General features: G+C 67.8%; 28 protein-coding genes. 23 read left to right on the forward strand and 5 right to left on the reverse strand.

Features of this window, described 5'->3' with window-relative positions; all coding sequences use genetic code 11:
• Positions 1–12: 12 nt before the first annotated feature.
• Positions 13–1,377 carry an efflux RND transporter periplasmic adaptor subunit gene (locus LPC10_RS19410; protein ID WP_003596971.1) on the reverse strand — a complete coding sequence of 455 codons (1,365 nt, stop codon included), beginning with the start codon at positions 1,375–1,377 and terminating at the stop codon, positions 13–15.
• An 867-nt stretch (positions 1,378–2,244) separates the two neighbouring features.
• On the opposite strand from LPC10_RS19410, the gene LPC10_RS19415 reads away from it, so the two are divergent.
• From LPC10_RS19415 to LPC10_RS19425, 3 genes are all read left to right on the forward strand, one after another.
• A complete protein-coding gene (locus LPC10_RS19415; protein WP_017484333.1) occupies positions 2,245–2,715 on the forward strand; it encodes a hypothetical protein in 471 nt (156 codons plus the stop codon).
• 176 nt (positions 2,716–2,891) lie between these two features.
• Positions 2,892–4,072, forward strand: a protein-coding gene (locus LPC10_RS19420; protein ID WP_085987088.1) for an IS3 family transposase whose coding sequence is annotated in 2 segments (ribosomal slippage) — positions 2,892–3,153 and positions 3,153–4,072 — 1,182 coding nt in all. Because the reading frame shifts where the segments join, the coding sequence is not laid out codon by codon here.
• Positions 4,073–4,401: 329 nt separating this feature from the next.
• Positions 4,402–4,725: a helix-turn-helix transcriptional regulator gene (locus LPC10_RS19425; protein WP_003596992.1), complete on the forward strand. Its 324-nt coding sequence runs from the start codon at positions 4,402–4,404 to the stop codon at positions 4,723–4,725.
• Positions 4,726–4,731: 6 nt separating this feature from the next.
• Here the strand turns inward: LPC10_RS19425 and LPC10_RS19430 are convergent, their stop codons facing one another.
• Positions 4,732–6,048 (reverse strand): ATP-binding protein, encoded by a 1,317-nt coding sequence (locus tag LPC10_RS19430; protein WP_003596994.1) that lies wholly within the window; start codon positions 6,046–6,048, stop codon positions 4,732–4,734.
• Entirely contained in the window at positions 6,045–6,707 is a 663-nt protein-coding gene (locus tag LPC10_RS19435) for a response regulator (RefSeq protein WP_003596996.1), read from the reverse strand. Before LPC10_RS19435 ends, LPC10_RS19430 begins: the two co-directional genes overlap by 4 nt.
• Before the next feature lie 102 nt (positions 6,708–6,809).
• On the opposite strand from LPC10_RS19435, the gene dsbD reads away from it, so the two are divergent.
• The 11 genes from dsbD to LPC10_RS19490 all read left to right on the forward strand — a co-directional run bounded on the left by dsbD (position 6,810) and on the right by LPC10_RS19490 (position 15,686).
• Positions 6,810–8,555, forward strand: a complete 1,746-nt coding sequence (gene dsbD / locus LPC10_RS19440; RefSeq protein WP_003596998.1) for a protein-disulfide reductase DsbD — start codon at positions 6,810–6,812, stop codon at positions 8,553–8,555.
• Between the two features lie 39 nt (positions 8,556–8,594).
• Complete coding sequence (locus tag LPC10_RS19445) at positions 8,595–9,230, forward strand: DsbA family protein (protein ID WP_003596999.1); 636 nt, start codon at positions 8,595–8,597, stop codon at positions 9,228–9,230.
• Positions 9,230–10,078, forward strand: coding sequence for a L,D-transpeptidase (locus tag LPC10_RS19450; RefSeq protein WP_003597001.1), 849 nt, complete (start codon positions 9,230–9,232; stop codon positions 10,076–10,078). Before LPC10_RS19445 ends, LPC10_RS19450 begins: the two co-directional genes overlap by 1 nt.
• On the forward strand, positions 10,065–10,526 hold the full coding sequence (locus LPC10_RS19455; RefSeq protein WP_003597002.1) for a DsrE family protein: 462 nt from the start codon (positions 10,065–10,067) through the stop codon (positions 10,524–10,526). Before LPC10_RS19450 ends, LPC10_RS19455 begins: the two co-directional genes overlap by 14 nt.
• Positions 10,527–10,779: 253 nt before the next feature.
• Positions 10,780–11,205, forward strand: coding sequence for a YeeE/YedE family protein (locus tag LPC10_RS19460; RefSeq protein ID WP_003597005.1), 426 nt, complete (start codon positions 10,780–10,782; stop codon positions 11,203–11,205).
• Positions 11,206–11,208: 3 nt separating this feature from the next.
• Positions 11,209–11,655, forward strand: a complete 447-nt coding sequence (locus LPC10_RS19465; protein ID WP_003597007.1) for a YeeE/YedE family protein — start codon at positions 11,209–11,211, stop codon at positions 11,653–11,655.
• Entirely contained in the window at positions 11,652–12,461 is an 810-nt protein-coding gene (locus LPC10_RS19470) for a sulfite exporter TauE/SafE family protein (protein ID WP_003597009.1), read from the forward strand. The genes LPC10_RS19465 and LPC10_RS19470 overlap by 4 nt, the downstream gene beginning before the upstream one ends.
• Before the next feature lie 21 nt (positions 12,462–12,482).
• Positions 12,483–13,394, forward strand: coding sequence for an MBL fold metallo-hydrolase (locus tag LPC10_RS19475; RefSeq protein WP_231343947.1), 912 nt, complete (start codon positions 12,483–12,485; stop codon positions 13,392–13,394).
• A gap of 11 nt (positions 13,395–13,405) precedes the next feature.
• Positions 13,406–13,792 carry a rhodanese-like domain-containing protein gene (locus tag LPC10_RS19480; RefSeq protein ID WP_003597873.1) on the forward strand — a complete coding sequence of 129 codons (387 nt, stop codon included), beginning with the start codon at positions 13,406–13,408 and terminating at the stop codon, positions 13,790–13,792.
• Between the two features lie 94 nt (positions 13,793–13,886).
• The gene (locus LPC10_RS19485; RefSeq protein ID WP_003597872.1) at positions 13,887–14,609 is read left to right on the forward strand and encodes a sigma-70 family RNA polymerase sigma factor; all 723 of its coding nucleotides are present in this window, start codon (positions 13,887–13,889) and stop codon (positions 14,607–14,609) included.
• Between the two features lie 33 nt (positions 14,610–14,642).
• On the forward strand, positions 14,643–15,686 hold the full coding sequence (locus LPC10_RS19490) for a YeeE/YedE family protein (RefSeq protein ID WP_012455889.1): 1,044 nt from the start codon (positions 14,643–14,645) through the stop codon (positions 15,684–15,686).
• A gap of 13 nt (positions 15,687–15,699) precedes the next feature.
• Here LPC10_RS19490 and LPC10_RS19495 read toward each other — a convergent pair whose 3' ends face one another.
• Both LPC10_RS19495 and LPC10_RS19500 read right to left on the reverse strand, forming a co-directional pair.
• On the reverse strand, positions 15,700–16,056 hold the full coding sequence (locus LPC10_RS19495) for a helix-turn-helix transcriptional regulator (RefSeq protein WP_026105494.1): 357 nt from the start codon (positions 16,054–16,056) through the stop codon (positions 15,700–15,702).
• A gap of 33 nt (positions 16,057–16,089) precedes the next feature.
• Complete coding sequence (locus LPC10_RS19500; protein ID WP_231343948.1) at positions 16,090–16,338, reverse strand: thioredoxin family protein; 249 nt, start codon at positions 16,336–16,338, stop codon at positions 16,090–16,092.
• Positions 16,339–16,688: 350 nt separating this feature from the next.
• On the opposite strand from LPC10_RS19500, the gene LPC10_RS19505 reads away from it, so the two are divergent.
• From LPC10_RS19505 to LPC10_RS19545, 9 genes are all read left to right on the forward strand, one after another.
• Positions 16,689–17,264 carry a thioredoxin family protein gene (locus LPC10_RS19505; RefSeq protein ID WP_003597867.1) on the forward strand — a complete coding sequence of 192 codons (576 nt, stop codon included), beginning with the start codon at positions 16,689–16,691 and terminating at the stop codon, positions 17,262–17,264.
• 167 nt (positions 17,265–17,431) lie between these two features.
• Entirely contained in the window at positions 17,432–17,908 is a 477-nt protein-coding gene (soxX, locus tag LPC10_RS19510; protein ID WP_003597865.1) for a sulfur oxidation c-type cytochrome SoxX, read from the forward strand.
• A 27-nt stretch (positions 17,909–17,935) separates the two neighbouring features.
• A complete protein-coding gene (soxY, locus tag LPC10_RS19515; RefSeq protein WP_003597863.1) occupies positions 17,936–18,406 on the forward strand; it encodes a thiosulfate oxidation carrier protein SoxY in 471 nt (156 codons plus the stop codon).
• A gap of 39 nt (positions 18,407–18,445) precedes the next feature.
• The gene (gene soxZ / locus LPC10_RS19520) at positions 18,446–18,775 is read left to right on the forward strand and encodes a thiosulfate oxidation carrier complex protein SoxZ (protein WP_003597861.1); all 330 of its coding nucleotides are present in this window, start codon (positions 18,446–18,448) and stop codon (positions 18,773–18,775) included.
• A 58-nt stretch (positions 18,776–18,833) separates the two neighbouring features.
• Positions 18,834–19,700, forward strand: coding sequence for a sulfur oxidation c-type cytochrome SoxA (soxA, locus tag LPC10_RS19525; RefSeq protein ID WP_003597860.1), 867 nt, complete (start codon positions 18,834–18,836; stop codon positions 19,698–19,700).
• 15 nt (positions 19,701–19,715) lie between these two features.
• Complete coding sequence (soxB, locus tag LPC10_RS19530) at positions 19,716–21,395, forward strand: thiosulfohydrolase SoxB (protein ID WP_003597858.1); 1,680 nt, start codon at positions 19,716–19,718, stop codon at positions 21,393–21,395.
• Positions 21,396–21,448: 53 nt separating this feature from the next.
• The gene (gene soxC, locus LPC10_RS19535) at positions 21,449–22,741 is read left to right on the forward strand and encodes a sulfite dehydrogenase (RefSeq protein WP_003597857.1); all 1,293 of its coding nucleotides are present in this window, start codon (positions 21,449–21,451) and stop codon (positions 22,739–22,741) included.
• A complete protein-coding gene (locus LPC10_RS19540) occupies positions 22,725–23,402 on the forward strand; it encodes a c-type cytochrome (RefSeq protein WP_012455891.1) in 678 nt (225 codons plus the stop codon). The genes soxC and LPC10_RS19540 overlap by 17 nt, the downstream gene beginning before the upstream one ends.
• Positions 23,399–24,349 (forward strand): MBL fold metallo-hydrolase, encoded by a 951-nt coding sequence (locus tag LPC10_RS19545; RefSeq protein WP_012455892.1) that lies wholly within the window; start codon positions 23,399–23,401, stop codon positions 24,347–24,349. The genes LPC10_RS19540 and LPC10_RS19545 overlap by 4 nt, the downstream gene beginning before the upstream one ends.
• Positions 24,350–24,372: the final 23 nt, after the last annotated feature.

Genomic DNA, 24,372 nt, shown 5'->3' on the forward strand with positions numbered 1-24,372 from the left:
GTCCGGTCGCCCTCAGTCGTCGCCCGCTTCGGATTTGCGGAGCTCGGCCTTGAGGATGAAGGAGTTGGCAACCGCGATGGTGGCGCCCGACTTCAGTCCGGAGACGACCTCGTAGGAATCGTCGTCCGAGCGTCCGAGCTCGACCTCCCGCTTCTCGAAGCCCTCCTCAGTGCGCACGAAAACGACGCGCTCGCCCCCGACCGTCTGCAGGGCGGCCTTCGGGACGTGCACCTCGACCGCGTCGTTCGCGATCTCCACCCCGGCAGTGACGAAGGCGCCGGGGCGCCATGCAAGGTCAGGGTTCGGCAGGGCGACGATGACCCGCGCCGAGCGGGTGTCCGGGTTCAAGAACGGGCTGACGAAGACGACCTTGCCGTCGGCATGGCGGCCGCCGGCCTCATGGGCATGGGTGACAGCTACGGGTGCGCCCTCCCGAACCATGGCGAGCTCGTGTGTCGGCACCGACAGCTCGATCCATACGGTCGAGAGGTCGGCGACGGTGTAGATGTCGGCGGGGTCGCCCTTGCCGCCGACCGTCGTCCCGACCTCGACCTTGCGCTCGACGACCCGGCCGGCGAGCGACGAGCGGAGCTCGTACCGGCGCAGGGTGGATTGGTTCAGGGTGGCACCTTCTCGTTTCTGTGCGGCTGCGACATCGGTCGCGCTCAGCCCGAGGGCGGACAGCTTCTGGCTGGCGAGGTCGACGCGCAAGGTGGCTTCCGTGTAGGTTGCCCTGGTCCGCAGGTAGACCTGCTCCGACGAGATGCGCTTGTCCCAGAGCGCCTGCTGCCGGTCGAAGTTGGTCTTCTCCAGCTCGGCGCGTACCGAGGCGATGAGGTACTCGCTCTTGGCGTCGGCGACGTCACGGCTTTCGAGGACGGCGACGATCTCGTCCTTGGCAACCCGGTCGCCGAGGCGCTTGCGCATCTCCGTGACGGTACCCACGACCCGGGCCGGGACGCGCGCGATCCGGTCGGTGTCGGGGGTGATGGCGCCGGGTACCAGGAGGTGCCGGGCGAGCGTGCCGCCCTCGACTTTCACGACCGAGATGTTGAGCGCCGCCACCTCCTCGGGTCCCATCCGGATTGCGCCCTTCTCGGGGTGCTCCTCGCCCGGCTCGTACCCGTGCTTCCCGATCTCGTGGCCGTTCGTGGCCTTGGGGGTTCCCGGCTTCTTGACGTCGTCATCTCCGTCGGGCGGCGTCCCAGCCTTCGAGGGTTCGTGGTTGGCGGTGATGGGTGGCACGGTGATGGTGAACAGGTCTTTCGGCAGCCCGGCGGCGGCCAGATTGTCCCTGACGAAGCGGGCGACGGCGGGGACGGCTGCGCCTATGGCGATGCCGGTGGCCAGGAGGACCGCGAACAGGAGGAGGCGCATGGGGGCCGCTCGACAAGGACGCCGGACGGCCTGCTTGGGCGGTCACGGTCGTTCCCGTTGGATCAGGTGATGGACGAACCGGCGCCGAGATGTGGGCCGGGCGAACGCGCTCTTGGGAGCGCGGCGTCACCTTACGCGCGGGGCGGTCTCGCCAGTCGGTCGGGAGTGACGGAGGTCGGAACCTCGGCCACCCAGGAAAAGCCCAGGCCGGCGAACTCCGTCGACGGCGTGACGTGGGAGGAGACTTGGAGAGGGGCCACCTGATGGCAGCCACAAAGGAGGCGGCAGGCCAAACCCGGATTGCCGGCCTCGGTGGGCATGGGCGTGACTAGCGTCCCCACACCGATTGCGTTTTGGTAGCGGCCGCCATGATCAGCAAGATCGTCGCCGGAGCCCGCAACGGTCGAAACGATGAACATGGCCAGGGCAAGCAAGAGCGCGCGGGCACCGAATGCGCACCACTCCTGCAACACGGCACAACGCCTATGCCAACCGCCGACACCCATCGAGGTTCTTATGCGCGATTTTGGTTTGTTCGCACAAGAACAACCATCACGCCCCGACCCTCCCAAATCGGGAAGCCCCACTACCCGCGGCACGTCATCAAAGAAAGCGCGTCCTGTTCCGTTACAAGATCGGATGCGGCGGCTGCACCAAGCCCATCACCTGCACCATCCAAGCCATCGAGCCGTGCGCTCAAGTCGGGATCAATTTGCGGGCCGATCTCGTGTCCGTGGCCGCGGATCCGGCTGAGCCGCTGCTCGCGGCAGCTTGAAATGCCGCAGCGGCAACCAAACCTTCATCCCCCCATTTTCGTTTCACATGCGGACATGGTCCCGCCACCGAAATCGGTGTAAGCCAGACCTCATGAGCCTCGACCGGCAAATCATGCGCCTGACGGCGGTGGTGATCCTCGCGATCATCGCCTACGTCGCGCCGTCTGCCGTCCAAGCCCACGACGGCCATGCCCACCACGGTCGTCATCAATCAACGACTCAGGCGAACGCAGCGCCTCCCGTCGCGACGAGGCCGATTACCCTCCCGTCCCGCATCGTCGGTGGCCCTGCCGAAACCCGGCTTGCGCTCGACGGACAATCCCCGGCAGCCGAGCCGCTGTCTTCGCTGCAGGCTGACGATGCCGGTGGGAGATGCTGCCCTGTCGGCTGCAGGGGCTCATGCTGCGGGACGATGGTATGCTGCCCGTCCGGCGTCGTCGCCGGCGCCGCGTCGCTTTCCAGGCCCCTGTCTGGGAACGTCGTGCTGATCCCGCACGACGTCGATGCCCGTTCAGGCGTCGACCCCGAGGCCCTGCCCGAGCCCCCACGAACCCTCGCGTGAAGTAGGGCGCGCCTGAGGCGCGCGACGCCCGGAATGCGCCCGCTATCGGCGCCGTCCGGACTTCCCGACGCGAGGATTCCTATTCATGTCGACCCGTTTTGCCGCCGCCTATTGGCCAGCCCCCATTGAAGTGGTCCGCCCTGAAGTATGGCTTTTGTGCCAGGAGGACGGACGAGATGGCAAAGCGACCCAAGCCCGAGGAGATTGTTGCCAAGCTGCGGCAGGCGGACGTGCTGGTCTCGCAGGGACAGAGCGTGGCGGACGCGATCCGCTCGATCGGCGTGAGCGAGGTGACGTACTATCGCTGGCGGCGTGAGTTCGGAGGCCTGAAGACGGATCAGGTACGCCGGATGAAGGAGCTGGAAGTCGAAAACCAGCGGCTGCGCAAGGCAATTGCCGACCTGACGCTCGACAAGCTGATCCTGCAGGAGGCGGCTCGGGGAAACTTCTGAGCCCCGCGCGCCGACGTGCGTGTGTCGAGCACATCGTTCAGACGATGAAGGTGTCCGAGCGCCGGGCCTGCCGGGCGCTCGGACAGCACCGCTCGACGCAGCGCAAGGTGCCGCGGGGCAGAGATGACGAGGCCACTCTGACAGCCGATCTCGTTGCGTTGGCGGAGCGGTACGGCCGCTACGGCTATCGGAAGATCAGCGCCTTGCTGAAGGCGGCCGGCTGGCTGGTCAACGACAAGCGCGTCGAACGCATCTGGCGGCGCGAAGGCCTGAAGGTCCCGGCCAAACAGCCCAAGCGCGGCCGCATCTGGGGCGGCGCCGGCTCGTGCCTGCGATTGCGGGCGGAGCACCGTGATCACGTCTGGTCTTACGACTTCGTCGAGGCACGCACGCACGAGGGGCGCAAGTTCCGGATGCTCAACGTGGTCGATGAGTTCACTCGCGAGTGCCTGGCGATCCGCGTCGCGCGCAAGCTCAAGGCGGCGGACGTCATCGACGTGCTGTCCGACCTGTTCATCCTGCGCGGCGTGCCCGGCCACATCCGCTCAGACAATGGTCCGGAGTTCGTCGCCAAGTCGGTGCGGGCCTGGATCACCGGCGTCGGCACCCAAACAGCCTACATCGCACCGGGCTCGCCGTGGGAGAACGGCTACGTCGAGAGCTTCAACGCTCGTTTGAGAGATGAACTTCTGAACGGCGAAATCTTCTACACGCTCAAGGAGGCGCAGATCGTGATCGAGAGTTGGCGGCGACACTACAACGGCGTGCGTCCGCACGCCTCGCTTGGCTATCGACCGCCGGCCCCAGAGGTGTTCATGCCCGCCTTCACCGCTTGGCCGGCTGCGCTCACCAGACCGGCTCCGCCAGCCACGCTACCCATGGAGGAGAGACCGACCCTGCACTAACTTTGAACTTGGACCACCTCGGGGGGGCCAATCAAATGGCCGACGCAATATCTCCGCTTTCCCACCCCTTAGTACCGCACCGGAGCAATCCAGAGCAAAAGGGGGCCGCCAATACAATGGCGGCCCTTGGCCTTTGCGACCGACGCAGATCACTCCTTCCGCGCCTGCGCCCGATTACCTCGGGGACGATGGCAGCAAGGCGGCACCAGGAAAAGCCTTTGATGACCTCCTGGGCGAAGCCGCGGAGTGGGCAAAGAAGGAGCACAGCCCCTGATTTTATATTAGGATCGCCTAAATAAGATAAGGCTGACATTCTGGGATACGGACCGATGGACGTAGCGACTCCGACCGACCTGATGCGCCTGCAGGACAAGGCCGCCGACGCGGCCCGCCTGCTCCGCCTCCTCGCCAACGAGAAGCGGTTGCTCATCCTGTGCCTGCTGGTCGCCCGCGGCGAGATGGACGTGACCAGCCTCGCCGGGGAGGTCGAGCTCAGCCAATCGGCCCTGTCGCAGCACCTCGCCAAGCTGCGCGAGGATGGGTTGGTCGCGTTCCGGCGCGAGAGCCAGACGATCCACTACCGCCTTGAGGACCCCAGGGCCGCGCGGGTGCTGGCGACCCTCAAGGACATCTTCTGCCCGGAGCTCGGCTGACCGGTCTCAGCCCGGGAGGATCTCCGCCTCAAGCCCCGGGCGATCCGTCCGGTTGCGCAGCCGCAGGCTCAGGCCACTCCGGCGGGACGCCATCTCGGCGATGGCGAGGCCGAGACCGCTACCCGTCTCGCTCTTGTGTCGCCCACGGAAGAACCGTGTCGTGACGTGGGGCAGTTCCTCCTCCGGAATGCCCGGTCCCTCGTCGCGAACGACGATGCCCTCGCCATGCGGCCGCGCGCCCCAAGCCACCGTGCCGGTCACCATGTGCTGCACGGCGTTCTCGTGCAGATTTCGGACTGCGAGGCGCAGGCCTTCCGGGTCGGCCAGCAGCGTGTAGCCCCGTAGCCCCGGATCGATTTGGGTCCGGACCCCGGGAGGCGTCCGCATCCCCTCCACGGTCTCCGTCACCAGTGCGCCGACGTCGACCTCCGCCAGGGAGGGCGCCTCCCCTGCGGCATCGAGCTGGGCGGCGTCGAGCAACTGGCGGACGAGGCGCGTGGTCCGGTCGACGGCCGCAAGGATCTGTCTCAGCGCCGCCTTCGCCACGTCCGGGTCGGTGGCGGCCATGGCGACCTGGGCCTGGACCTTGAGGCCGGCGAGCGGTGTTCGCAGTTCATGCGCGGCGAAGGCCGTCACTTCCCGTTCGTGCCGGCGGGCCGATTCGACCTTGAGGAACAGCCCGTTCAGGGCGTCTGCCAGGGGACGCACCTCCGCCGGCGTCCGATTTGTGTCGATCGCACTCATGTCGTCGGCGCCGCGACCCGCGAGGTCCCGCGCCATCAGCCGCAAGGGACGCAAGCCCCGACCGAGGCTCGCCCAGATCAGCATGCCGAGCAACGGAACCATCAGGATGGCGGGTGTGACCAGGCCCATGATGAGGTCAGTGACGAGGCGCTCGCGGAGGCCAAGACGATCACCCACCATGACCCGCACACCTCTCTCGGCATCCTCCACGGTGAACACCCGCCAGGTCTCGCCGTCGACCTCGCGCTGCGAGAAGCCGGCCGGCGCGTCGGTCAGGCGGCGCTCCGGGGCCCCGGTCGACCGCGCTACCATGCGCCCGTCGAGCGACCAGATCTGGCAAGAAAGCTGCCGCTCGTAGGCCGTCGGGGCCGGGAAGGTTCGGGGTGCCCCGTCCGGGCCAGCGCTCCCAACCGCACCCACCAGGGAACTGACCATGCGGGCGGCTTCCTGCAGGCGGTTGTCGAGGACCTGCTCCACCTCGCGCTTCGAGCCGAGATAGATCCAGGCGACCGCGCTGAGCCAGATCAGGCCGGTGGCGAGGACGAGGATGGCGAAAAGCCTGACGCGTAGCGACCTCATGCGAGTGCCCTCATCCGGTATCCGAGACCTCGGACCGTCTCGATGGCGTGCTTGCCGATCTTGGCACGCAGGTTGTGCACGTGGACCTCGACCGCGTTGCTCTCGACCTCCTCCTGCCAGCCGTAGAGCCGCTCCTCCAGTTCGACCTTGGAGCGAAGCACGTTAGGTCGTTCCATGAGGGCCGCCAGAACCATGACCTCGCGCCGGGAGACGGCGACCGGCACACCGTCGACGGTGACGGCAAGGCTGCCGGGGTCGAGCCGAATTCCGCCGTGCTCCAGGAGCGCGGCGGCCCGACCCGAGGCCCTCCGGACGACGGCACGGATGCGGGCGGAGAGCTCGTCGAGGTCGAAGGGCTTGCCGAGGTAGTCGTCGGCGCCATCGTCGAGCCCGGCGATCCGGTCGGTCACGGCGTCCCGGGCCGTCAGCAGGACGACCGGCGTCCGGTCGTTCCGGCGGCGAAGCCCCCGCAACACGTCGAGGCCGGAGCCGTCGGGCAGCATCAGGTCGAGCACGATGGCCGAGAACGCGCTCGTGGCGAGCGCCGCCTCGGCGTCGGCGCAGGTTGCGACGCAATCGACCGTCGCCCCGCCCAGGCCCAAACCAGCCCTGAGACCGTCCGACAGGATGGTGTCGTCCTCGACGACGAGGATGCGCATGCGTGTCTCCCTTTACGGCCCCCATCCTCCGGGCCCCGCTTAAGCCTGGCTTAAGCTGCGTTTCCGACCCGCGGCGGGCCGATCCGATCCCGGACCCTGCCCATGCCGAACGTTTTCACCCACCTTATCCTCGCTGCCCTGCTCTGGACCGGCTCCTCGCTGTGGTCACCGGGGCAGTGCCGCGAGCCCGGTGCGCGGCCGACGCCCTTCACCGTCGATGCGGCTCGCGACCCAGACCTCTCGCTGCGCCTGCGATGGACCATCGCCCCCGGCACCTACCTCTACCGTGACAAGATCGCCGCCACCGACGCGAGCGGCAGGGAGCTTCCTGTCAGCACCCAGCTCGGCGAGACCAAGGATGACCCCAACTTCGGGCCGACGGAAGTCTATCACGGCGCGACGGAGGCCATCGTGCCGGGTGCGGCTCTCGCGGGGGTGCGCGAGGTGCGCGTCACCTATCAGGGCTGTGCCGAGAAGGGCATCTGCTACCCGCCGATCAACAAGGTCATCGAGGTCCCCGCGCTAGGTCCGCAGGCGACCGCGACCGCCGCGACGCCGGCCACGGACGCGCAGGCCGAGCCCGCGAGCGGCCTGCTCTCGGGCCATCTCGCGGGCGTCCTGGCGACCTTCCTCGGGCTCGGCCTGCTCCTGGCCTTCACCCCGTGCCTGCTCCCGATGGTCCCGGTGCTGGCCGGCATGCTGGCCCGGTCCGGGGAGCGGCTCTCGGCCGGACGAGGTTTCGTACTCTCCGGCACATACGTGATCGCGATGGCGCTGGCCTACGGGACGCTCGGCGTGGCGGCGGCATGGTCCGGGCGCAACCTTCAAAACGCACTCCAGACTCCCGCCGCGCTTGGACTGCTCGCCGCAGCCTTCGCCGCCCTGGCCCTGTCGATGTTCGGCGTGTTCGACCTGGCGCTGCCGTCCGGCGTCGCCGGCCGGCTGTCACGCCTGAACGGAGGCAAGCTTGGCGCGCTCGGCGCCGCCGCTGTCATGGGCTTCACCTCCGCCCTGATCGTCGGGCCCTGCGTGACGCCGCCACTCGCCGCGGCCCTCCTCTATGTCGCCCAGACCGGCGACGTGGCGCGCGGCGCCGCCGCCCTGTTCGCGCTCGGCCTCGGCATGGGCCTGCCGCTGATCGCATTCGGGACGTTCGGGGCGGGTATCCTGCCGAAGTCAGGCCCTTGGCTGGTCGCGGCCAAGCAGGCCTTCGGCGTAGTCTTCCTCGCGTTGGCCATCACCATGGTTTCGCGCCTCGTGCCGTCCGAGGTCTCCCTCGTGCTCTGGGGCGCGCTGGCGATCGGCGTCGGCGTGTTCGTCGGGGCGTTCGACGTCCTCAGGGCGGGTGCCGCGGGCCGGCTAAGCAAGGTCGCCGGTATCGTTGCCGTGACCTACGGCTGCGCCCTCGTCGTCGGCGCCGCGGGCGGCGGGACCGACCCGCTCCGGCCGCTCGCAGGCTTCGGCCCGTCGCGAGCGGTTCACGTCGAGGAGAGCCGGTCTGTCTCCTCCGTCCCGGCTTTCGAGGCCGCCCTCGCGGCGGCCCGTGCCGCGGGCAAGCCGGTGCTCGTCGAGTTCGCCGCCGACTGGTGCAGCGTCTGCAAGACCAACGAACGGACGGTCCTGGCTGACCCCGGCATCCGGGCGAGGCTGAGGGCCGTCTCGGTCATCCGCGCCGACGTCACCCGCGACGACGACGCCACCCGCGCCCTGATGCGGCGCTTCGAGGTGGTCGGACCGCCGACCCTCATCCTGATGCGCCCCGACGGCGGCGAGGTCCGCGAGGCCCGCACCGAGGGCGAACTCACGGTCGAGGACCTGAAGCGCCGCCTCGCCCTCGTCGGCGCCTGAGCCCCCCTTTTCGACAAACCAAGTTTCACGGAGACCACCATGGACCGCAGGACCCTGCTCGCCCTTATGCCCGCCGTCGCGCTCGCGCCTGCCCTGTTGTCGCTGGCGCCCCCCATCGAGGAGGCCTTCGCCCAGGGCGTCGACCCCAACGCCATCCTCAACGACCCGGAGGTGCCGGTCTCGGGCAACCCGAAGGGCGACCTGACCATCGTCGCCTTCCTCGATTACAACTGCCCCTTCTGCAAGAAGGCCGAGCCCGACCTCATCCGTCTGGTGAAGGCGGACGGGCGCATCCGCCTCGTCCACAAGGACTGGCCGATCCTCGGCGACGCCTCCGTCTACGGCGCCCAACTCGCCCTCGCGGCGAAGTACCAGGGCCGCTACGACGAAGTGCACCGCGCGCTCATGGGGATTCCGGGCCGCAAGATCCCGAAGGAGCGGATGCTGGAGGCGGTGGCCGCCTCGGGCGTCGACGTCGCCCGCCTGGAAGAGGACCGGAAGGCGCACCAGGCCGAGATCGCGGCCCTGCTCCAGCGCAACCTCGACCAGGCGGACGCCCTGGGGCTCCAGGGAACGCCGGTCTTCCTGATTGGCCAACTCAAGGTCGCGGCGGCGCTCGATTACGACGGCTTCAGGCAGGCAGTCGCCCAGGCCCGAGCGCGGGGTCGCTCGTGATGCCGCGGCCCCTCCGCCTTACGACGTTGATCGCGCTCGCCTCGGCGCTCGGCGCCTGCTCGACCTCGCAGGGGGCTCCGGCCCCCGTCGCGGAAGCCCGGCCGCAGATCACCCCGGAGGTCTTGCGCCGGTACGCCGCCGTCACGGACGAACCCTTCCCGGTCGAGGCGGTCGACCCGCGCGACCTCAAGGCTCGCAACGTCCGCCAGTTGGTCGACTACCCGTCAAAGGAGCTGCCCGGCACCCTCGTCGTCGATCCATACAAACGCTTCCTCTTCCTCGTCATGGAGGGCGGCAAGGCGATGCGCTACGCGGTCGGGGTGGGCAAGGCCGGATTCGAGTTCACCGGCGAGGCGACCGTTGCCCGCAAGGCGTCCTGGCCGCGCTGGACGCCGACGCCCGACATGCTCCGGCGTGATCCGGAGCGGAACGGGCGCTGGGCCGGCGGCATGCCGGGCGGCGACAGGAACCCGCTCGGCGCCAGGGCGCTCTACCTGTTCAAGGACGGCAAGGACACGCTGTACCGTATCCACGGCACGACGGAACCATCGAGCATCGGCGAGGCGGTGTCCTCGGGATGCATCCGCATGCTGAACCAGGACGTGATCGACCTGCACCGGCGCGTCCCCACCGGCACGAAGGTGGTGGTGCTCGGGTCCCGAGGCACCGTCCACGCCGCACGGCCAAAAGCGCCGGAGACGACGGGCAGCCTCGGGAACGGCGCATCCTCCGGACCGAAGCCGGACGACGGCCTCGATCATGCGGGGCTCGACAACCTATCGCGCAGCGCGTCGGAAGCACCCGAGCCTCCGGCCTATGACGGGGAGGCGGACGATGACGGTCTTTAGGAGCCTGATGATCGCGGTCGTGCTTGCGACCCTGGGCGTAGGGGCCGCCCATGCCGGCCCGGAAGCGCCGGCCGGGTACTACGCCGACCAGAAGGTGGTCTACCACAACGACGGCGGCCCCGACGGAGCCGCCTACTTCAAGCGCCTGCTCGGCAATCTGCGCAACCACGTCGAGACCGTGGGCAAGACCCACGTTGAGATCCGCGTGGTGAGCCACGGCGACGGGGTCGGGCTCTTCCAGTCGGCCGCGAGCGACAGGGAGCTCGCCGCCCGTATCGATGCCCTCAAGGGGATGGGCGTTCGGTTCCTCGTCTGCGGCCATACCCTGCGCGAGCGGAAGATCGACCGCAACACGCTCTACGGCGTCACCGAGGACGAAGTGGTGCCGAGCGGTGTCGCCGAACTGGCGCGGCTGCAGGGCATGGGGTTCGCCTACATCCATCCCTGAGTTGGTCGAACGGGAGACGGCGAGCCTCCCGTCGGCATCGATGCCACGCCAACGATGGCGTCCGCCCAAAGGCGAAGGCGCCCGTGCGCCACCGCACCCCCTCTGCGCGTCCCAATCCAGGCCGTCGGTTTCACGCTTGCCATTCCATTAGATGATGCTAAATAAGAGTTATCTAATGTTCTGGTTTGGCAGGGGAGGACGTCCCTTGCGCCCCGCCGGGCATCCCCCGGACCACCGTTTGGGAGCGACCACCATGGACGGCTTCACGCCTGTCAGCGCCCTCGCCGGCGGTGCCTTGATCGGCACCTCCGCGGCCCTGTTCCTGCTCCTCAACGGACGGATCGCCGGCATCAGCGGCATTCTCGGCGGCCTCCTAACCCCGCCATCTCGCGAGACGGGCTGGCGCGCCGCCTTCGTGGCAGGACTCGTCCTGGCGCCGTTCGCCTACGCCGGCCTGGGTGGCAGCCTGCCGCCGCTGACGGTGGATGCCTCGTTCCCGCTGCTCGTGGTCGCCGGTCTGCTGGTCGGGTTCGGATCGCGCCTCGGTGCCGGCTGCACGAGCGGCCACGGTGTCTGCGGCATCGGCCGTGGCTCGCCCCGCTCCGTGGTCGCCACCGGCACCTTCATGGCCGTCGCCATCCTGACCGTCCTCGTCGTGCGCCATCTCGTCGGAGCCTGAGCCATGGCCAAGACCGCCTCCGCCTTCGCCGTCGGTCTCCTGTTCGGCCTCGGCCTCCTCGTCTCCGGCATGGCTGATCCGGCCAAGGTTCTCGCCTTCCTCGACGTGACCGGGCGCTGGGACCCGAGCCTCGCCTTCGTGATGGCTGGCGCCGTCGCGGTCTCGGCGACGGGCTATTTCGTGGCGCGGCGCCGTGGGCGGCCGTTGCTCGCCTCCCGGCTTGAGATCCCGACCCGGCGCGACCTCGACCCGCGCCTGATCGCCGGCGCCGCGGTGTTCGGTCTCGGCTGGGGCCTCGCCGGCCTGTGCCCGGGGCCCGCCCTCACCCTGCTGACGGTCGCACCGGCGCAAGCTGTGACCTTCGTCGTCGCCATGGTCGTCGGGATGCTGGCGTTTCACCTTCTTCCGGCGGCAGCCCCGAAGCCGGCGGTCCAGGGAGCCGACGCATGACGCCCGGCCTGCTGACATCCGGCCTCGCGGCCGGCTCGGGCGGGGTCGTCGGCCTGATCCTCGGTCTCGTCGGCGGGGGCGGCTCGATCCTGGCGGTCCCGCTCCTGACCTACGTCGTCGGCGTGTCCTCGCCACACGTGGCGATCGGCACCAGCGCCCTGGCGGTGTCGGTCAGCGCGGCCGGCAACCTCGTCCCGCAATGGCGGGCGGGGAACGTGAAGTGGCGCTGCGCGGCGGCATTCTCGGTCGCCGGCGTCCTCGGCGCGCTGGCCGGCTCGGTCGCTGCGAAGGCGGTCGACGGGCAGAGCCTCCTGGCCCTGTTCGGTGTCGTGATGCTCGTGGTCGGGGGCCTGATGCTGCGCAAGCGGCGCGGTGACGGCGACCCCGAGGTGCGCCTGACGAAGGCCAACGCCCCGGTACTCCTGCCCTGGCTGCTCGGCATCGGGTTCGCGGTCGGCCTGTTCTCCGGCTTCTTCGGCATCGGCGGGGGATTCCTCATCGTGCCGGGCCTGATGCTGGCGACGTCGATGCCGCTGCCGATGGCCATCGGCACCTCGCTGGTCGCGGTCAGCGCCTTCGGGGCGGCGACCGCCGCGAGCTACGCCGCCTCCGGCCTGATCGACTGGCCGTTGGCCGGCCTGTTCATCCTGGGAGGCGTGCTCGGCGGCCTCGCCGGCACGCGCCTCGGCCAGAGGCTCGCCGGGCGCAAGCGAGCCCTGACCGTCACCTTCGCCGGCCTCGTCATCCTGGTCGGCCTGTACGTCGTCGCCCGCGGAGCCCTGCCGCTCCTCGGCGCCAACACCTGAACCCGAAAAAGGAGGCGTTTCATGTCGGACCAGACCATCGCAGCCCTGCGCGGGCGTCCCATCGTGACCGGCTTCCATGACGAGCCGACCGGCAGCATCCAGTACGTCGTCGCCGATCCCGGGACGAAGCGCTGCGCCATCATCGACCCGGTGCTCGACTTCGATCCGAAGTCCGGCGCGACCGCGACCCGCTCCGCCGATGCCCTGCTCGCCCACATCGAGCGCGAGGGCTACGAGCTGGAGTGGATCCTCGACACCCATCCGCACGCCGACCACTTTTCGGCGGCCGGCTACCTGCACGACAAGACCGGCGTCCCGACCGCCATCGGCGAGAAGGTCGTCGACGTGCAGCGGCTTTGGAAGGGGCTCTACAACCTGCCCGACACGTTCCGGACGGACGGTTCGCAGTGGTCGCGGCTCTTCGCCGACGGCGAGCGCTTCCGGATCGGCGACCTCGACGTCGAGGTGATGTTCACGCCCGGCCACACCATGGCCTCCATCGCCTACCGGATCGGCGACGCCGCCTTCATCCACGACACGCTGTTCATGCCCGACAGCGGCTCGGCGCGGGCCGACTTCCCAGGCGGCAGCGCGCACGCGCTCTGGCGCAGCATCCAGCGCATCATGGCCCTGCCGGACGAGACACGGCTGTTCACTGGGCACGATTACCGCCCGGGCGGGCGCGAGGCGGCCTGGGAGAGCACGGTCGCCCAGCAGCGGGCCGAGAACCCGCACCTCGTCGAGGCCCCGACCGAGGAGGCGTTCGTCCGCATGCGCGAGGCACGCGACCGCGAACTGCCGATGCCCAAGCTCATCCTGCATTCCCTGCAGGTGAACATCCGAGGCGGCCGCCTGCCCGAGCCCGAGGCGAACGGCAAGCGTTACCTGAAGATCCCGCTGGACGCCCTCGACGGCGCGGCCTGGGGCGAGTGACGGAGGAAGCCATGACCATGAGAAGCGCGAAGGATTTGGTGGCGGAAGCCAACCGCGAGGTTGAGACCCTGTCGGCCGAGGAGGCGCTCGCACGCCTCGGCCAGCCCGACACGATGCTCGTCGACGTGCGCGAAGGCGAGGAATTGGCCAAGACCGGCAGGATCGCCGGCGCGGTCCATGTGCCCCGCGGCTTCCTGGAGTTCCAGGCCGACCCGGAGAGCCCGACCCACAAGGCCGAGCTCGGCGGCGGTAGGCGCCTGGTACTCTACTGCGCCTCCGGCAACCGGTCGGCCCTGGCCGCCAAGGTGCTCAACGACATGGGCCTCGGACCGGTCGCCCACGTTGCCGGGGGCTTTCCGGCACTGGTCAAGGCGGGGGCCTCGGTCGACCCCGCCTGAGGACCGTTCGGGCGGTCAAGCTCGGGGTTCCGCATCACAACGAATGCATCGTGCGGTCGTCGCACCTTACCCTCACTCGAAAAGGCATCCGACCGTGACCGACACCCCGCATGCCGCCGATCCAACGGCTTTGCCCAGCGGCGATTGCTCCAAGGCGGGCATCGCTGCCCATCTTACGGGTCCGTTGCGGGATTACTTCTCGGTTGCCGAGCACGCGGCCATCCCGGAGAGGCTCTCGCTCCTCGTCGAGCGGTTCGAGGCGTCGCTGGTCGCATCCGGCGAGCGTCTCGGGGTCACGTTCCGCGACGATCTCCTCCGGGCGCTGCCGATGCTTCGGACGTTCGCGATGTCCCTCTGCGCGAATGCGGCCCGCGCCGACGACCTCGTGCAGGAGATGATGGTCCGGGCATGGGCCAACCGGGAGAAGTTCGTGCCCGGCACCAACTTCACGGCCTGGAGCTTCACGATCCTGCGCAACCAGTTCTACACCGAGATGCGCAAGGCCAGGCGCGAGGTCGAGGACGCCGAGGGCGCGCACGCCGCGACGCTTACGGCGGCACCGGACCAGGACCACGTCGTGGCGCTCGGGGCCGTGATGAACCTCATCGGGACGCTGCCGCTCCCGCAACGCCAGGCGCTGCTGCTCGTGGGGGCCGAAGGCTTCACCTACGAAGAGGCGGCAGCCCGCCTCGGCTGCCAGGTAGGGACCGTCAAGAGCCGGGTGAGCCGCGCACGGAGCCAACTTGTCGCCAGCCTGACGCAGACTGTTCCGTCGCTGTGCGTCACGGGACGCTACGATTCTCACACGGCCGTTTGACAAGGCCTTTCAAGGGTGAACGAATCTAGGCTGATGTTGGACACGCTGCCTGCTTACCTTCTCCGGGCGGCGCTCGGCCTCGCCCTTGGAGCACTGCTCGGCACGGTCGCACGGCGGGGTCGCTTCTGCACGCTCGGCGCCATCGAGGATGCCGTCTACGCGCGTGACACCCGCCGCGCGCGTGCTTGGCTGCTGGCGATTGGCATCGCCATCCTCGGCACCCAACTTTTGGAAGCCGCTGCCGGTCTCGACCTCTCCCGGTCGATCTACACGGGGCCGCGCTTGGAATGGGGCGCGATGATCCTCGGCGGGGCGATGTTCGGCTTTGGGATGGCGCTCGTAGGGACCTGTAGCTTTGGGGCTCTCATTCGGCTCGGCGGGGGAGACCTACGAGCCCTCCTCGTCCTGCTTGTGCTCGGCCTCTCAGCCTATATGGCAATCAGCGGCGTGACGGCGCTCATGCGCGTGACGATTACTGAGCCGTTAAGCGTCGATCTCGGAAGCCAGCGCCTCGGCGCTCTCCTGCGGCTCGATCAGGCGGGCCGCATTGTCGTGAGCGTCGTGGTAGGCGTCGGCTTCTGTATCGCGGCGCTCACGAGCGGCGCCTTCCGGGAGACGAAGCGGCTGCTGGTCGGCGCTATCGTGATCGGATGTGTGATCGTCGCCGGATGGTGGGCCAACGGAAGCGCGGGCTTCGACGAGTTCGAGACCCAGGCGGTCGGCTCCTTCAGCTTCGCTCGACCTGTCGGCGATACGTTGCTCTACGCCATGCTCGCGAGCGGCACGAAGATCGATTTCGGCGTGGCCTCGGTCTTCGGCGTCCTGGTCGGATCTTTCGCGTCGGCACGCCAAGCGGGCGAATTCTATTGGGAAGCGCCCGACGATGCCCGGGAGGTGAAGCGCCACCTTCTCGGCGCGTTCCTAATGGGCACGGGCGGCGTCACTGCCCTCGGCTGCACCATCGGCCAGGGGTTGAGCGGTCTCTCGACGCTGTCGGTCGGCTCGATGCTCGCCCTCGGCGCGATCCTCGTCGGAGCCCGAGCGGGTCTCTACTTTCTCGTAGACCGACATACGTGAGGGGCTTCAAAGGTTACGGCGTACGTCCGTTGCAGAAGGCGCGGTGCAAGGCAGCGATGATTTCGCGAACCTCGGGCCGGGCCAGCGCATAGTAGATGTTCTTGCCGTCGCGGCGGGCCTCGACGAGATCGTCGGCCCGCAACCGCGCCAACTGCTGGGACACGGCGGGCTGGCGCAGGTTCAGCAGTTGCTCCAGTTCCGAGACTGAGCGCTCGCCCTCGACCAACAGGCAAAGGATAACAAGGCGCGCCTCGTGGCCGAGAGCCTTCAGCAGCTCGCTGGCATCACGTGCATTGGCCAGCAACAGTTCCAGGTCGAGGCTGCCCGGGGCCTCGGCGCTCGTCACCGGCTGCGCTTGCTGCAACGGCATCATCTCACCCTTTTCCTTGCCGTCTAAAACCCGTCACGGGGAAGCCGGTAGCTGTTTCAGCAACCGCTCGGCCCGCCCCCAGAAAAACTCCTCGCCCGGATAGCCCTCGATCCGGTCGACCTCGGCGCCGCCTTCGATGAGGACGAATGTCGGTGTGTAGAGGATCGGGCGCTTGAGCGTGAGTCCGGGAGGGATGCCTGCGTCGAGATCGACACGGCGCAACGGCGCCCGCTTCCCGATATCCGTCTTCGGATAGATCGGCCCGATCTCCTTGTCCCACACCTTGCACCACGGGCAGCCGCGCCGCTCGAATTTGACCATTTCGGCGGCCTCGACGGAGCAAGGCCATAGGGCGCCCCCCCAAGCCCCCGCCATGACTGCCCGCCTCGTTTCCCGCATCGACCTTCCCAAGCTCAAGACCATCACTTTGATATAGCAAAAATCGAATGTGTTCGAGTGGAAGCGACGTGGCCGCCGGGATTGTGATTGGCCCCGGAACAGCGGACTCAATCGCCCCTTCACCTCGCCTCCTCTCAAAGCCACAGCAGCAGCGGGTATCAGGGGCAACGGATTGCCAGATGCGGGAAATTCGCACTACACATGCACGAACAAGAATATTTGGAGGGGACGTCATGTCGACCCGGCGCCGGTTCCTTGCGGGTGCCCTCGCGCTTGGCCTGCCTTCCAAAGCCATGGCCCAGGCGATCCAGGGCGATGACGGTCTCTACCGGGAGCCCTGGTTCCTCGAAAGCTTCCTCGACCTGTCGGACGATCTGAGGGCGGCCCGGGACCACGGCAAACGTCTTGCCGTCCTTTGGGAGTTGAAGGGCTGTCCCTACTGCAAGCAGATCCACCTCGTGAACTTCGCGGATCGGGCGACGAGCACGTATATCCGCGAGCGTTTCGATATCCTGCAGTTGAACTTCATCGGTTCGCGCGAAGTCACCGATTTTGACGGGCAGACCCTTTCCGAAAAGGGCTTCGCGGAGAAATACGGGATCTACTCCACGCCGAGCATACAGTTTTTCCCGGCGGAAGAATCGACGCTCGCGGACAAGCCGCCTCAGCAGCGCGAGGTCCTGCGCCTTCGGGGTTATGTCGCGCCTGAGGAGTTCCGGCGAACCTTCGCCTTCGTGGCCGAGCGAGCCTACGAGCGTACGAACCTGCAGGACTACCTGCGCTCCCCGGAGGCGGCGCGGCGGGGCTAACAGTTCGGCCGCGATGATCGGTGGCCTCCTGATTAACGCTTGACTCGAAAGCGATAAGCGTCAAACTTGCAAATATTCGCATATGTCGATTGGTTCGCCCATCGGCAGTGCGTGCGGTTCGAAACGACCGCACCCGCCGCAATGACGGCGCACCGAGGAAACGCCAGATGCGTAGGCCGATCACAGCCTTTGCGCTCGCAGGACTTTGCGTCCTCGCGACCGCCGCCGGAGCCGAGACGGCTTCAACCGGGCTTGCACCGTTCAAGGTCGTGGCCGTCGACGGCAGCGACGCGATCCCCGAGCCGCTTACCGACAAGCCGGGGAATGCGGCGGCCGGCGCCAAGGTCGTGGTGAACCGCCGCCAGGGCAACTGCCTCGGCTGCCATCAGGTCTCTTCGCTGAGCACCGAGTCCTTTCACGGCGAGATCGGACCCTCCCTCGACGGCGTCGCCGAACGGTGGGACGCGGCGCATCTGCGCATGATCGTCGTCAACCCGAAGCACGTCTTCACCGAGGCGACCGTGATGCCTGCCTTCTACCGGATCGAGGGCCTTCATCGCGTGCGTCCCGAGTTCCAGGGCAAGCCGATCCTGACCGCGCAGCAGGTCGAGGACGTCGTCGCCTACCTCACGACCCTGAAGTGATCTCGCGGGCTGAAGGAGCCGCTTCCCATGACCTCTGCCAAGATCCCCGCATTGAACCGCCGCCAAGCCCTGGCCTTCGGCACCGGAGCCGTCGTGGCAACCGCCTTCGCCTTCCGCGCTGGACCGGCCCTGGCCGCGAAGCCTGCGACCGATGAGGCCATCAAGGCCTTCACCCGCGGCAAGGAGCCCGTGAGGGGCAAGGTCAAGCTCGAACTCCCCGAGATCGCCGAGAACGGCAACACCGTACCGATGACGGTGAGCGTCGACGTGCCGATGACGCCGGAGAGCTATGTCGAGGAGGTGATGATCGTTGCCGAGGGCAATCCGAACCCCGGCGTCATCAGCTTCCACTTCACGCCGTCGAGCGTCGCCGAGGCGAACACGCGCATCCGTCTTGCCGAGACGCAGAACGTCATCGCGGTCGCCCGCATGAACGACGGCTCGGTCTTCAGCGACGTCCGCCAGGTGAAGGTCACCATCGGCGGCTGCGGCGGCTAACCCACACGCAACAGCATCGAACGAGGACGGGAGGACCACATGGCCGACGTGAAGCCGCGGATCAAACTGGACAAGAAGGATGTCGCAAAGGGAGACATCATCGAGGTGAAGACGCTCGTCTCACACACGATGGAATCCGGCCAGCGCAAGGACAAGGACGGGAAGACGATCCCGCGCAAGATCCTGAATAAGTTCACCTGCGACCTGAATGGCAAGACGATCTTCAGCGCCGACATAGAGAGCGCGGTCTCCGCCAACCCCTACTTCCAGTTCAAGATCAGACCCGAGGAAACCGGCACGCTGACCTTCACTTGGATCGATGACGACGGGTCGAAGACCCAGGCCACCGAGCAGATCAAGGTCGCCTGACGCGCGCCCGGGGCCGATTGCCCCGGAGCGCCTCCCCCGCCGCGCCGGAGCCCTCGCAATGGTCCGCCCCATTCCCTTTGCCGTCACCGCGCTCGCGCTCGTCGCGCTGGCCGTCGCACCCCATGCGCAGGACATGCCCTCCGCGCCCGCCGCTAAGGAAGGGTCCGAGCGTCCGGCCTGGCAGGCGCACGGCCTCAAGGTCCAGAACCCGAATTCCCCGTTTGATGAAGTTGTCTCCGGCCTGTATTTCCGCTCCAAGGAAACGCAGGACATGCAGGCCGACGACTTCAACAATCCGGGCTTCCTCGCCGTGGAGCAGGGAGAGGAACTCTGGTCGAAGGTCGATGGCGCGGCGGGAAAGTCCTGTGCGAGCTGCCACAACGAGGCATCGACCTCGATGAAGGGCGTCGCGGCGGCCTATCCGAAGTGGAACGAGAAGCTCGGCAAGCCGGTCAATCTGGAGCAGCGGATCAACATCTGCCGCAGCGGCGCCCTGAAAGCCGAGCCCTGGGCCTTCGGCTCGTCCGAACTTACGGCCATGACCACCTACGTCCGTAACCAGTCCCGCGGGATGCCGGTCGCCGTGAAGGTGGACGGGCCCATGACGCCCTGGTTCGAGCGAGGACAATCGCTCTACTACCAGCGGAACGGCCAACTCGATCTCGCTTGCGCGAGCTGCCACGAGAAGAACCACGGCAAGTATCTCCGGGCCGACTTCCTCAGCCAGGGGCAGAGCAACGGATTCCCCGTCTACCGCCTGCGCGACCAGCGGCTGGTGCCGCTCCACGAGCGCATGGAAGGTTGCATGCAGGACGTCCGGGCCACGCCGTTCAAGCCGCTCTCCGACGAGTTCCTCGCCCTGGAGACCTACGTCGCGTGGCGCGGCCTCGGCCTTCCGGTCGAGACGCCCGCCGTGCGCAACTGAGGGCCTGATCCTGCCATGACCTCACGCCGCGACTTCCTGCAGATCGCCGCCGCCACCGCGGCCCTGGTGCCGACGGGCTGGACCCGCGCCTTCGCCCAGCAGCGCCTGACCCAGGACGACCTCCTGGCCTTCGAGCCGATGGGCAACGTCACCCTGGTCCATCTCACCGACATCCACGCGCAGTTGCGGCCCGTGCTGTTCCGCGAGCCCTCGACCAACCTCGGGATGGGCGAGGCGCGCGGTCAGGTCCCCCACGTCACCGGACGCGCCTACCTCGACCTCTACGGCATCCCCGGCGGCTCGCCGCTGGCCTATGCGCTCACGCCGGAGGACTACGTCGCGCTGGCCCGCAGCTATGGCCGGATGGGCGGCCTCGACCGGATCGCCACGGTGCTCGACGCGATCCGCGCCGAGCGAGGCGACAAGGTGCTGTTCCTGGACGGCGGCGACACTTGGCAGAACAGCTACACCTCGATGGTGAGCAAGGGCCAGGACATGGTCGACTGCATGGCGCTGCTGAAGCCCGACGCCATGACGGGCCACTGGGAGTTCACCCTCGGCACCGAACGGGTTAAGGAGATCGTGGACGGGCTCGGCTGCCCGTTCCTGGGCCAGAACGTTCGCGACGCCGAATGGAACGAGCCGGCCTTCGAGGCCACGAAGATGTTCGAGCGCGGCGGCGCGAAGGTCGCGGTGATCGGGCAGGCCTTTCCCTACACGCCCATCGCCAACCCTCGCTGGATGATCCCCGGCTGGTCCTTCGGCATCCGCGAGGAGGACGTGCAAGCGAGCGTCGACAAGGCCCGGAAGGAGGGCGCCGACCTCGTCGTGCTGCTCTCCCACAACGGCTTCGACGTGGACCGCAAGCTCGCCTCGCGGGTGAAGGGAATCGACGTCGTACTCACCGGACACACGCACGACGCGCTGCCTCAGGCGGTAAAGGTCGGCAACACCCTACTCATCGCCTCGGGCAGCCACGGCAAGTTCCTCACCCGCGTCGACCTCGACGTGCGGGACGGGGCCGTGAAGGGCTACCGTTCGAAGCTCATCCCGATCTTCTCCGATATCATCGCCCCAGAGAAGACGATGGCGGCCAAGATCCGGTCGATCCGTGCGCCCCACGAGGCGATGCTGAAGGAGGAACTCGGCCGGACCGAGGCCCTGCTCTACCGGCGGGGCAACTTCAACGGCACGCTCGACGACATGATCTGCGATGCGCTCCTGTCCGAGCGAGAGGCTGAGATTGCCCTCTCGCCCGGCTTCCGCTGGGGCACGACCCTCCTGCCCGGCCAGTCGATAACCCGCGAGGACGTCTACAACGCCACCGCCATCACCTACCCGGCGGCTTATCGGATGCCGATGACCGGCGCCCGGCTGAAGGAGGTGCTGGAGGACGTGGCCGACAACCTCTTCAACGCCGATCCGTACTACCAGCAAGGTGGCGACATGGTGCGGGTGGGCGGCGTGTCCTACGCCATCGACGTCGCTCGCCCGGCCGGCAGCCGCATCTCAGACCTCACCCTCCTGCGCACCGGCAAACCCATCGAGGCTGGCACCAGCTACACCGTGGCAGGATGGGCGAGCGTCAACGAGGGCACCGACGGCCCGCCGATCTGGGACGTCGTCTCCTCGCACATCAAGGCCAAGGGAACGGTGAACCCGACGCCCGCGCAGGTCACCGTCCGTGGCGCCTAGTCGTCTCCAATATATTCACACATTGCTATACTTGAAACAGTTCGGAGAGGCCGATGTCTGAACCGAAGCCGCGCCCCGATCCGTCCGGGCCAACCTCTCGAAGATCCTTCCTGCGCACCGGCCTCGCCCTCGGCGGAGCGGTCGGCACGGGGGCTTTTGCGGGCCGCGCAGCCGCCGCGCCGGACGCGAAGAACCTTCCGCCGAGCGTACCGGAATGGTCGCAGTCGCTCGGTGAGGGTGTCGTCAGCCGGCCCTACGGCCGCCCGTCGAAGTTCGAGGTGGACGTGATCCGCCGCGACGTCGAATGGCTGACCGCCTCGCGCCAGAGTTCGGTCAGCTTCACGCCGCTGCACCAGCTGGAGGGAATCATCACCCCGAACGGCCTGGGCTTCGAGCGCCACCATGGCGGCATCGCCGAGATCGATCCGTCCGAGCATCGGTTGATGATCCACGGCCTCGTCGAGAAGCCGCTGATGCTGACGCTGGAGGACATCAAGCGCTTCCCCCGCGTCAACCGGATCGCGTTCCTCGAATGCGCGGCCAATTCCGGCATGGAGTGGAAGGGCGCGCAGCTCAACGGCTGTCAGTTCACCCACGGCATGATCCACTGCGTCATGTACACGGGCGTCCCGCTCAAGCGCTTGCTCGAAGAAGCCGGTCTCAAGACCAACGCCAAGTGGCTGTTGCCGGAGGGCGCCGACGCCGCGGCGATGACCCGCTCCGTGCCGATCGAGAAAGCGTTCGACGACGCCATCGTCGCCTACGCCATGAACGGAGAGGCGCTCTATCCCGAGCACGGCTATCCGCTCCGCCTCGTCCTGCCGGGATGGCAAGGCAACATGTGGGTGAAGTGGCTGCGCCGGATCAAGGTCGGCGACGAGCCCTGGCACACCCGCGAGGAGACGTCGAAGTACACGGCACTCATGCCGGACGGTCAGGCGCGGCGCTTCACCTGGGCCATGGACGCGAAGTCCGTCATCACCAATCCGAGTCCGCAGGCGCCCATCCACGGTAAGGGCTTCACCGTGCTTTCGGGCTTGGCGTGGTCGGGGCGGGGCGCGATCAAGGGCGTGGACGTCTCGCTCGATGGCGGCCGCAACTGGCGGGCCGCGCGGCTCGACGGGCCGGTCCTCGATAAGGCGCTGACGCGTTTCTATTATGAGTTCGACTGGAACGGCGATCCGCTGCTGATCCAGTCCCGCGCCATGGACGAGACCGGCTACGTCCAGCCGACCAAGGCGGCCCTGCGCCAACACCGCGGCCTGAACTCGATCTACCACAACAACGGCATCCAGACCTGGCACGTGCTGCCCAGCGGGGAGATCGAGAATGTCGAGGTCGCGTAACCGTCTTTCGGCCGCCCTTGCGACCGTCCTCCTCGCGGCCACGCCGGTGGCGGCGGAGCGTCTGAACATCGGCCGCGTCGCGACGCCGGAGGAGATCAAGGGCTGGGACATTGACGTGCGGCCGGACGGCCAGGGGCTTCCTGTCGGCAAGGGAACCGCGGCGCTCGGCGAGACGGTCTTCCAGGAGCGCTGCGCCAGCTGCCATGGCGAGTTCGGCGAGGGCGCGGGACGGTGGCCGGAGCTCGCCGGTGGGTCCGGCACGTTGAAGTCCGACAGTCCGGTTAAGACCATCGGGTCCTACTGGCCCTACGCCTCGACCGTCTTCGATTTCATTCACCGGGCAATGCCGTTCGGCGCGGCACAGACCCTCACGCCGGACGAGACATACTCGGTCACCGCCTATCTCCTCTATCTCAACGACATTCTGAAGGATCAGGACTTCGAGCTGAACGAGAAGAACCTCGCCAGCATCCGCCTGCCTAACGAGAAAAACTTCTTCATGGACGACCGCGAGACGGCGGAGAAGGAGTTCTGGACGGCCAAGCCCTGCATGACGAACTGCCTGCCGAAGGAAGCGTCCATCACGAGCCGCGCTCGCATCCTCGACGTGACGCCAGACAAGGCTGCCGAACCCGCGAAGAAGGCCCCGCCGGTCCAATGACGAGCCGTCCCAACTCCGCGGGAACGCGCTGCGACAGGCGGTTGTTCTTGGGTGGCCTCGCAGCGGGCTTCGCGGGCGCGTGGCCCGTCCGCCGCGCTTCGGCGAACCAGACAGCGGCGCTCAGGGTCGGCGCCGCCTCCGTGGAGACGGCGAGCGACGGCACGCTGTCCTCCTCCCTCGCCTTCATGCTGCCCGACACGCCGCGCGCGGAAGTTGAAGCCGTCTTTAAGGCCGAGGGTCAGCCCGCGGAGGCCACCCCGATTCCGACGAACCCGAGCCTCGTTCGGATCGGCTCGGAAGTCATTCTGATCGATGCCGGCTCGGGCAACTCGTTCCAGCCCACGGCCGGCAAGCTCGGCGAGACGCTGGAGAGCCGGAACATCTCACGTGAGGCGATCACCCAGGTGGTGTTCACGCACGCCCATCCCGATCATCTCTGGGGCGCGGTCGATGATTTCGACGACAGCGAACGGTTTCCCAATGCCCGCTACGTCGTGCCGGCCGCGGAATGGGATTTCTGGACCCGCGAGGATGTCGAGACCCGCGTACCGGATTGGCTTAAGGGCCTCTCCGTAGGCTCGCGACGGACCCTGCGACGCCTTGAGGCGAAGGTGGAGCGCCGTAAGCCCGGCGAAAGCATCGCTCCCGGCCTCACCTACGTCGCGACGCCGGGGCATACGCCCGGTCACGCCTCCGTCCTTGTCGAAGCCGGTCGGGAGCAGGTACTGATCGGCGGGGATGCCTTGAGCCACGCGGTTGTGTCGTTCCGCCGCCCCGCCTGGGCCTTCGGAAGCGATCTCGACCGTGACCTCGCGGCGCGTACCCGCCTCACCCTGCTGGACCGCTTGGCGAATGAGCGGATGACGCTTGTCGGCTTTCACCTCCCGAGCTCAGGCGTCGGACGTGTCGAGCGCGTTGGTGCGAGTTATCGCTTCGTACAAACCTGACGACACGATTTCGCAGGAATATT

The organism is Methylorubrum sp. B1-46, from assembly GCF_021117295.1.
Classification (GTDB): domain Bacteria; phylum Pseudomonadota; class Alphaproteobacteria; order Rhizobiales; family Beijerinckiaceae; genus Methylobacterium.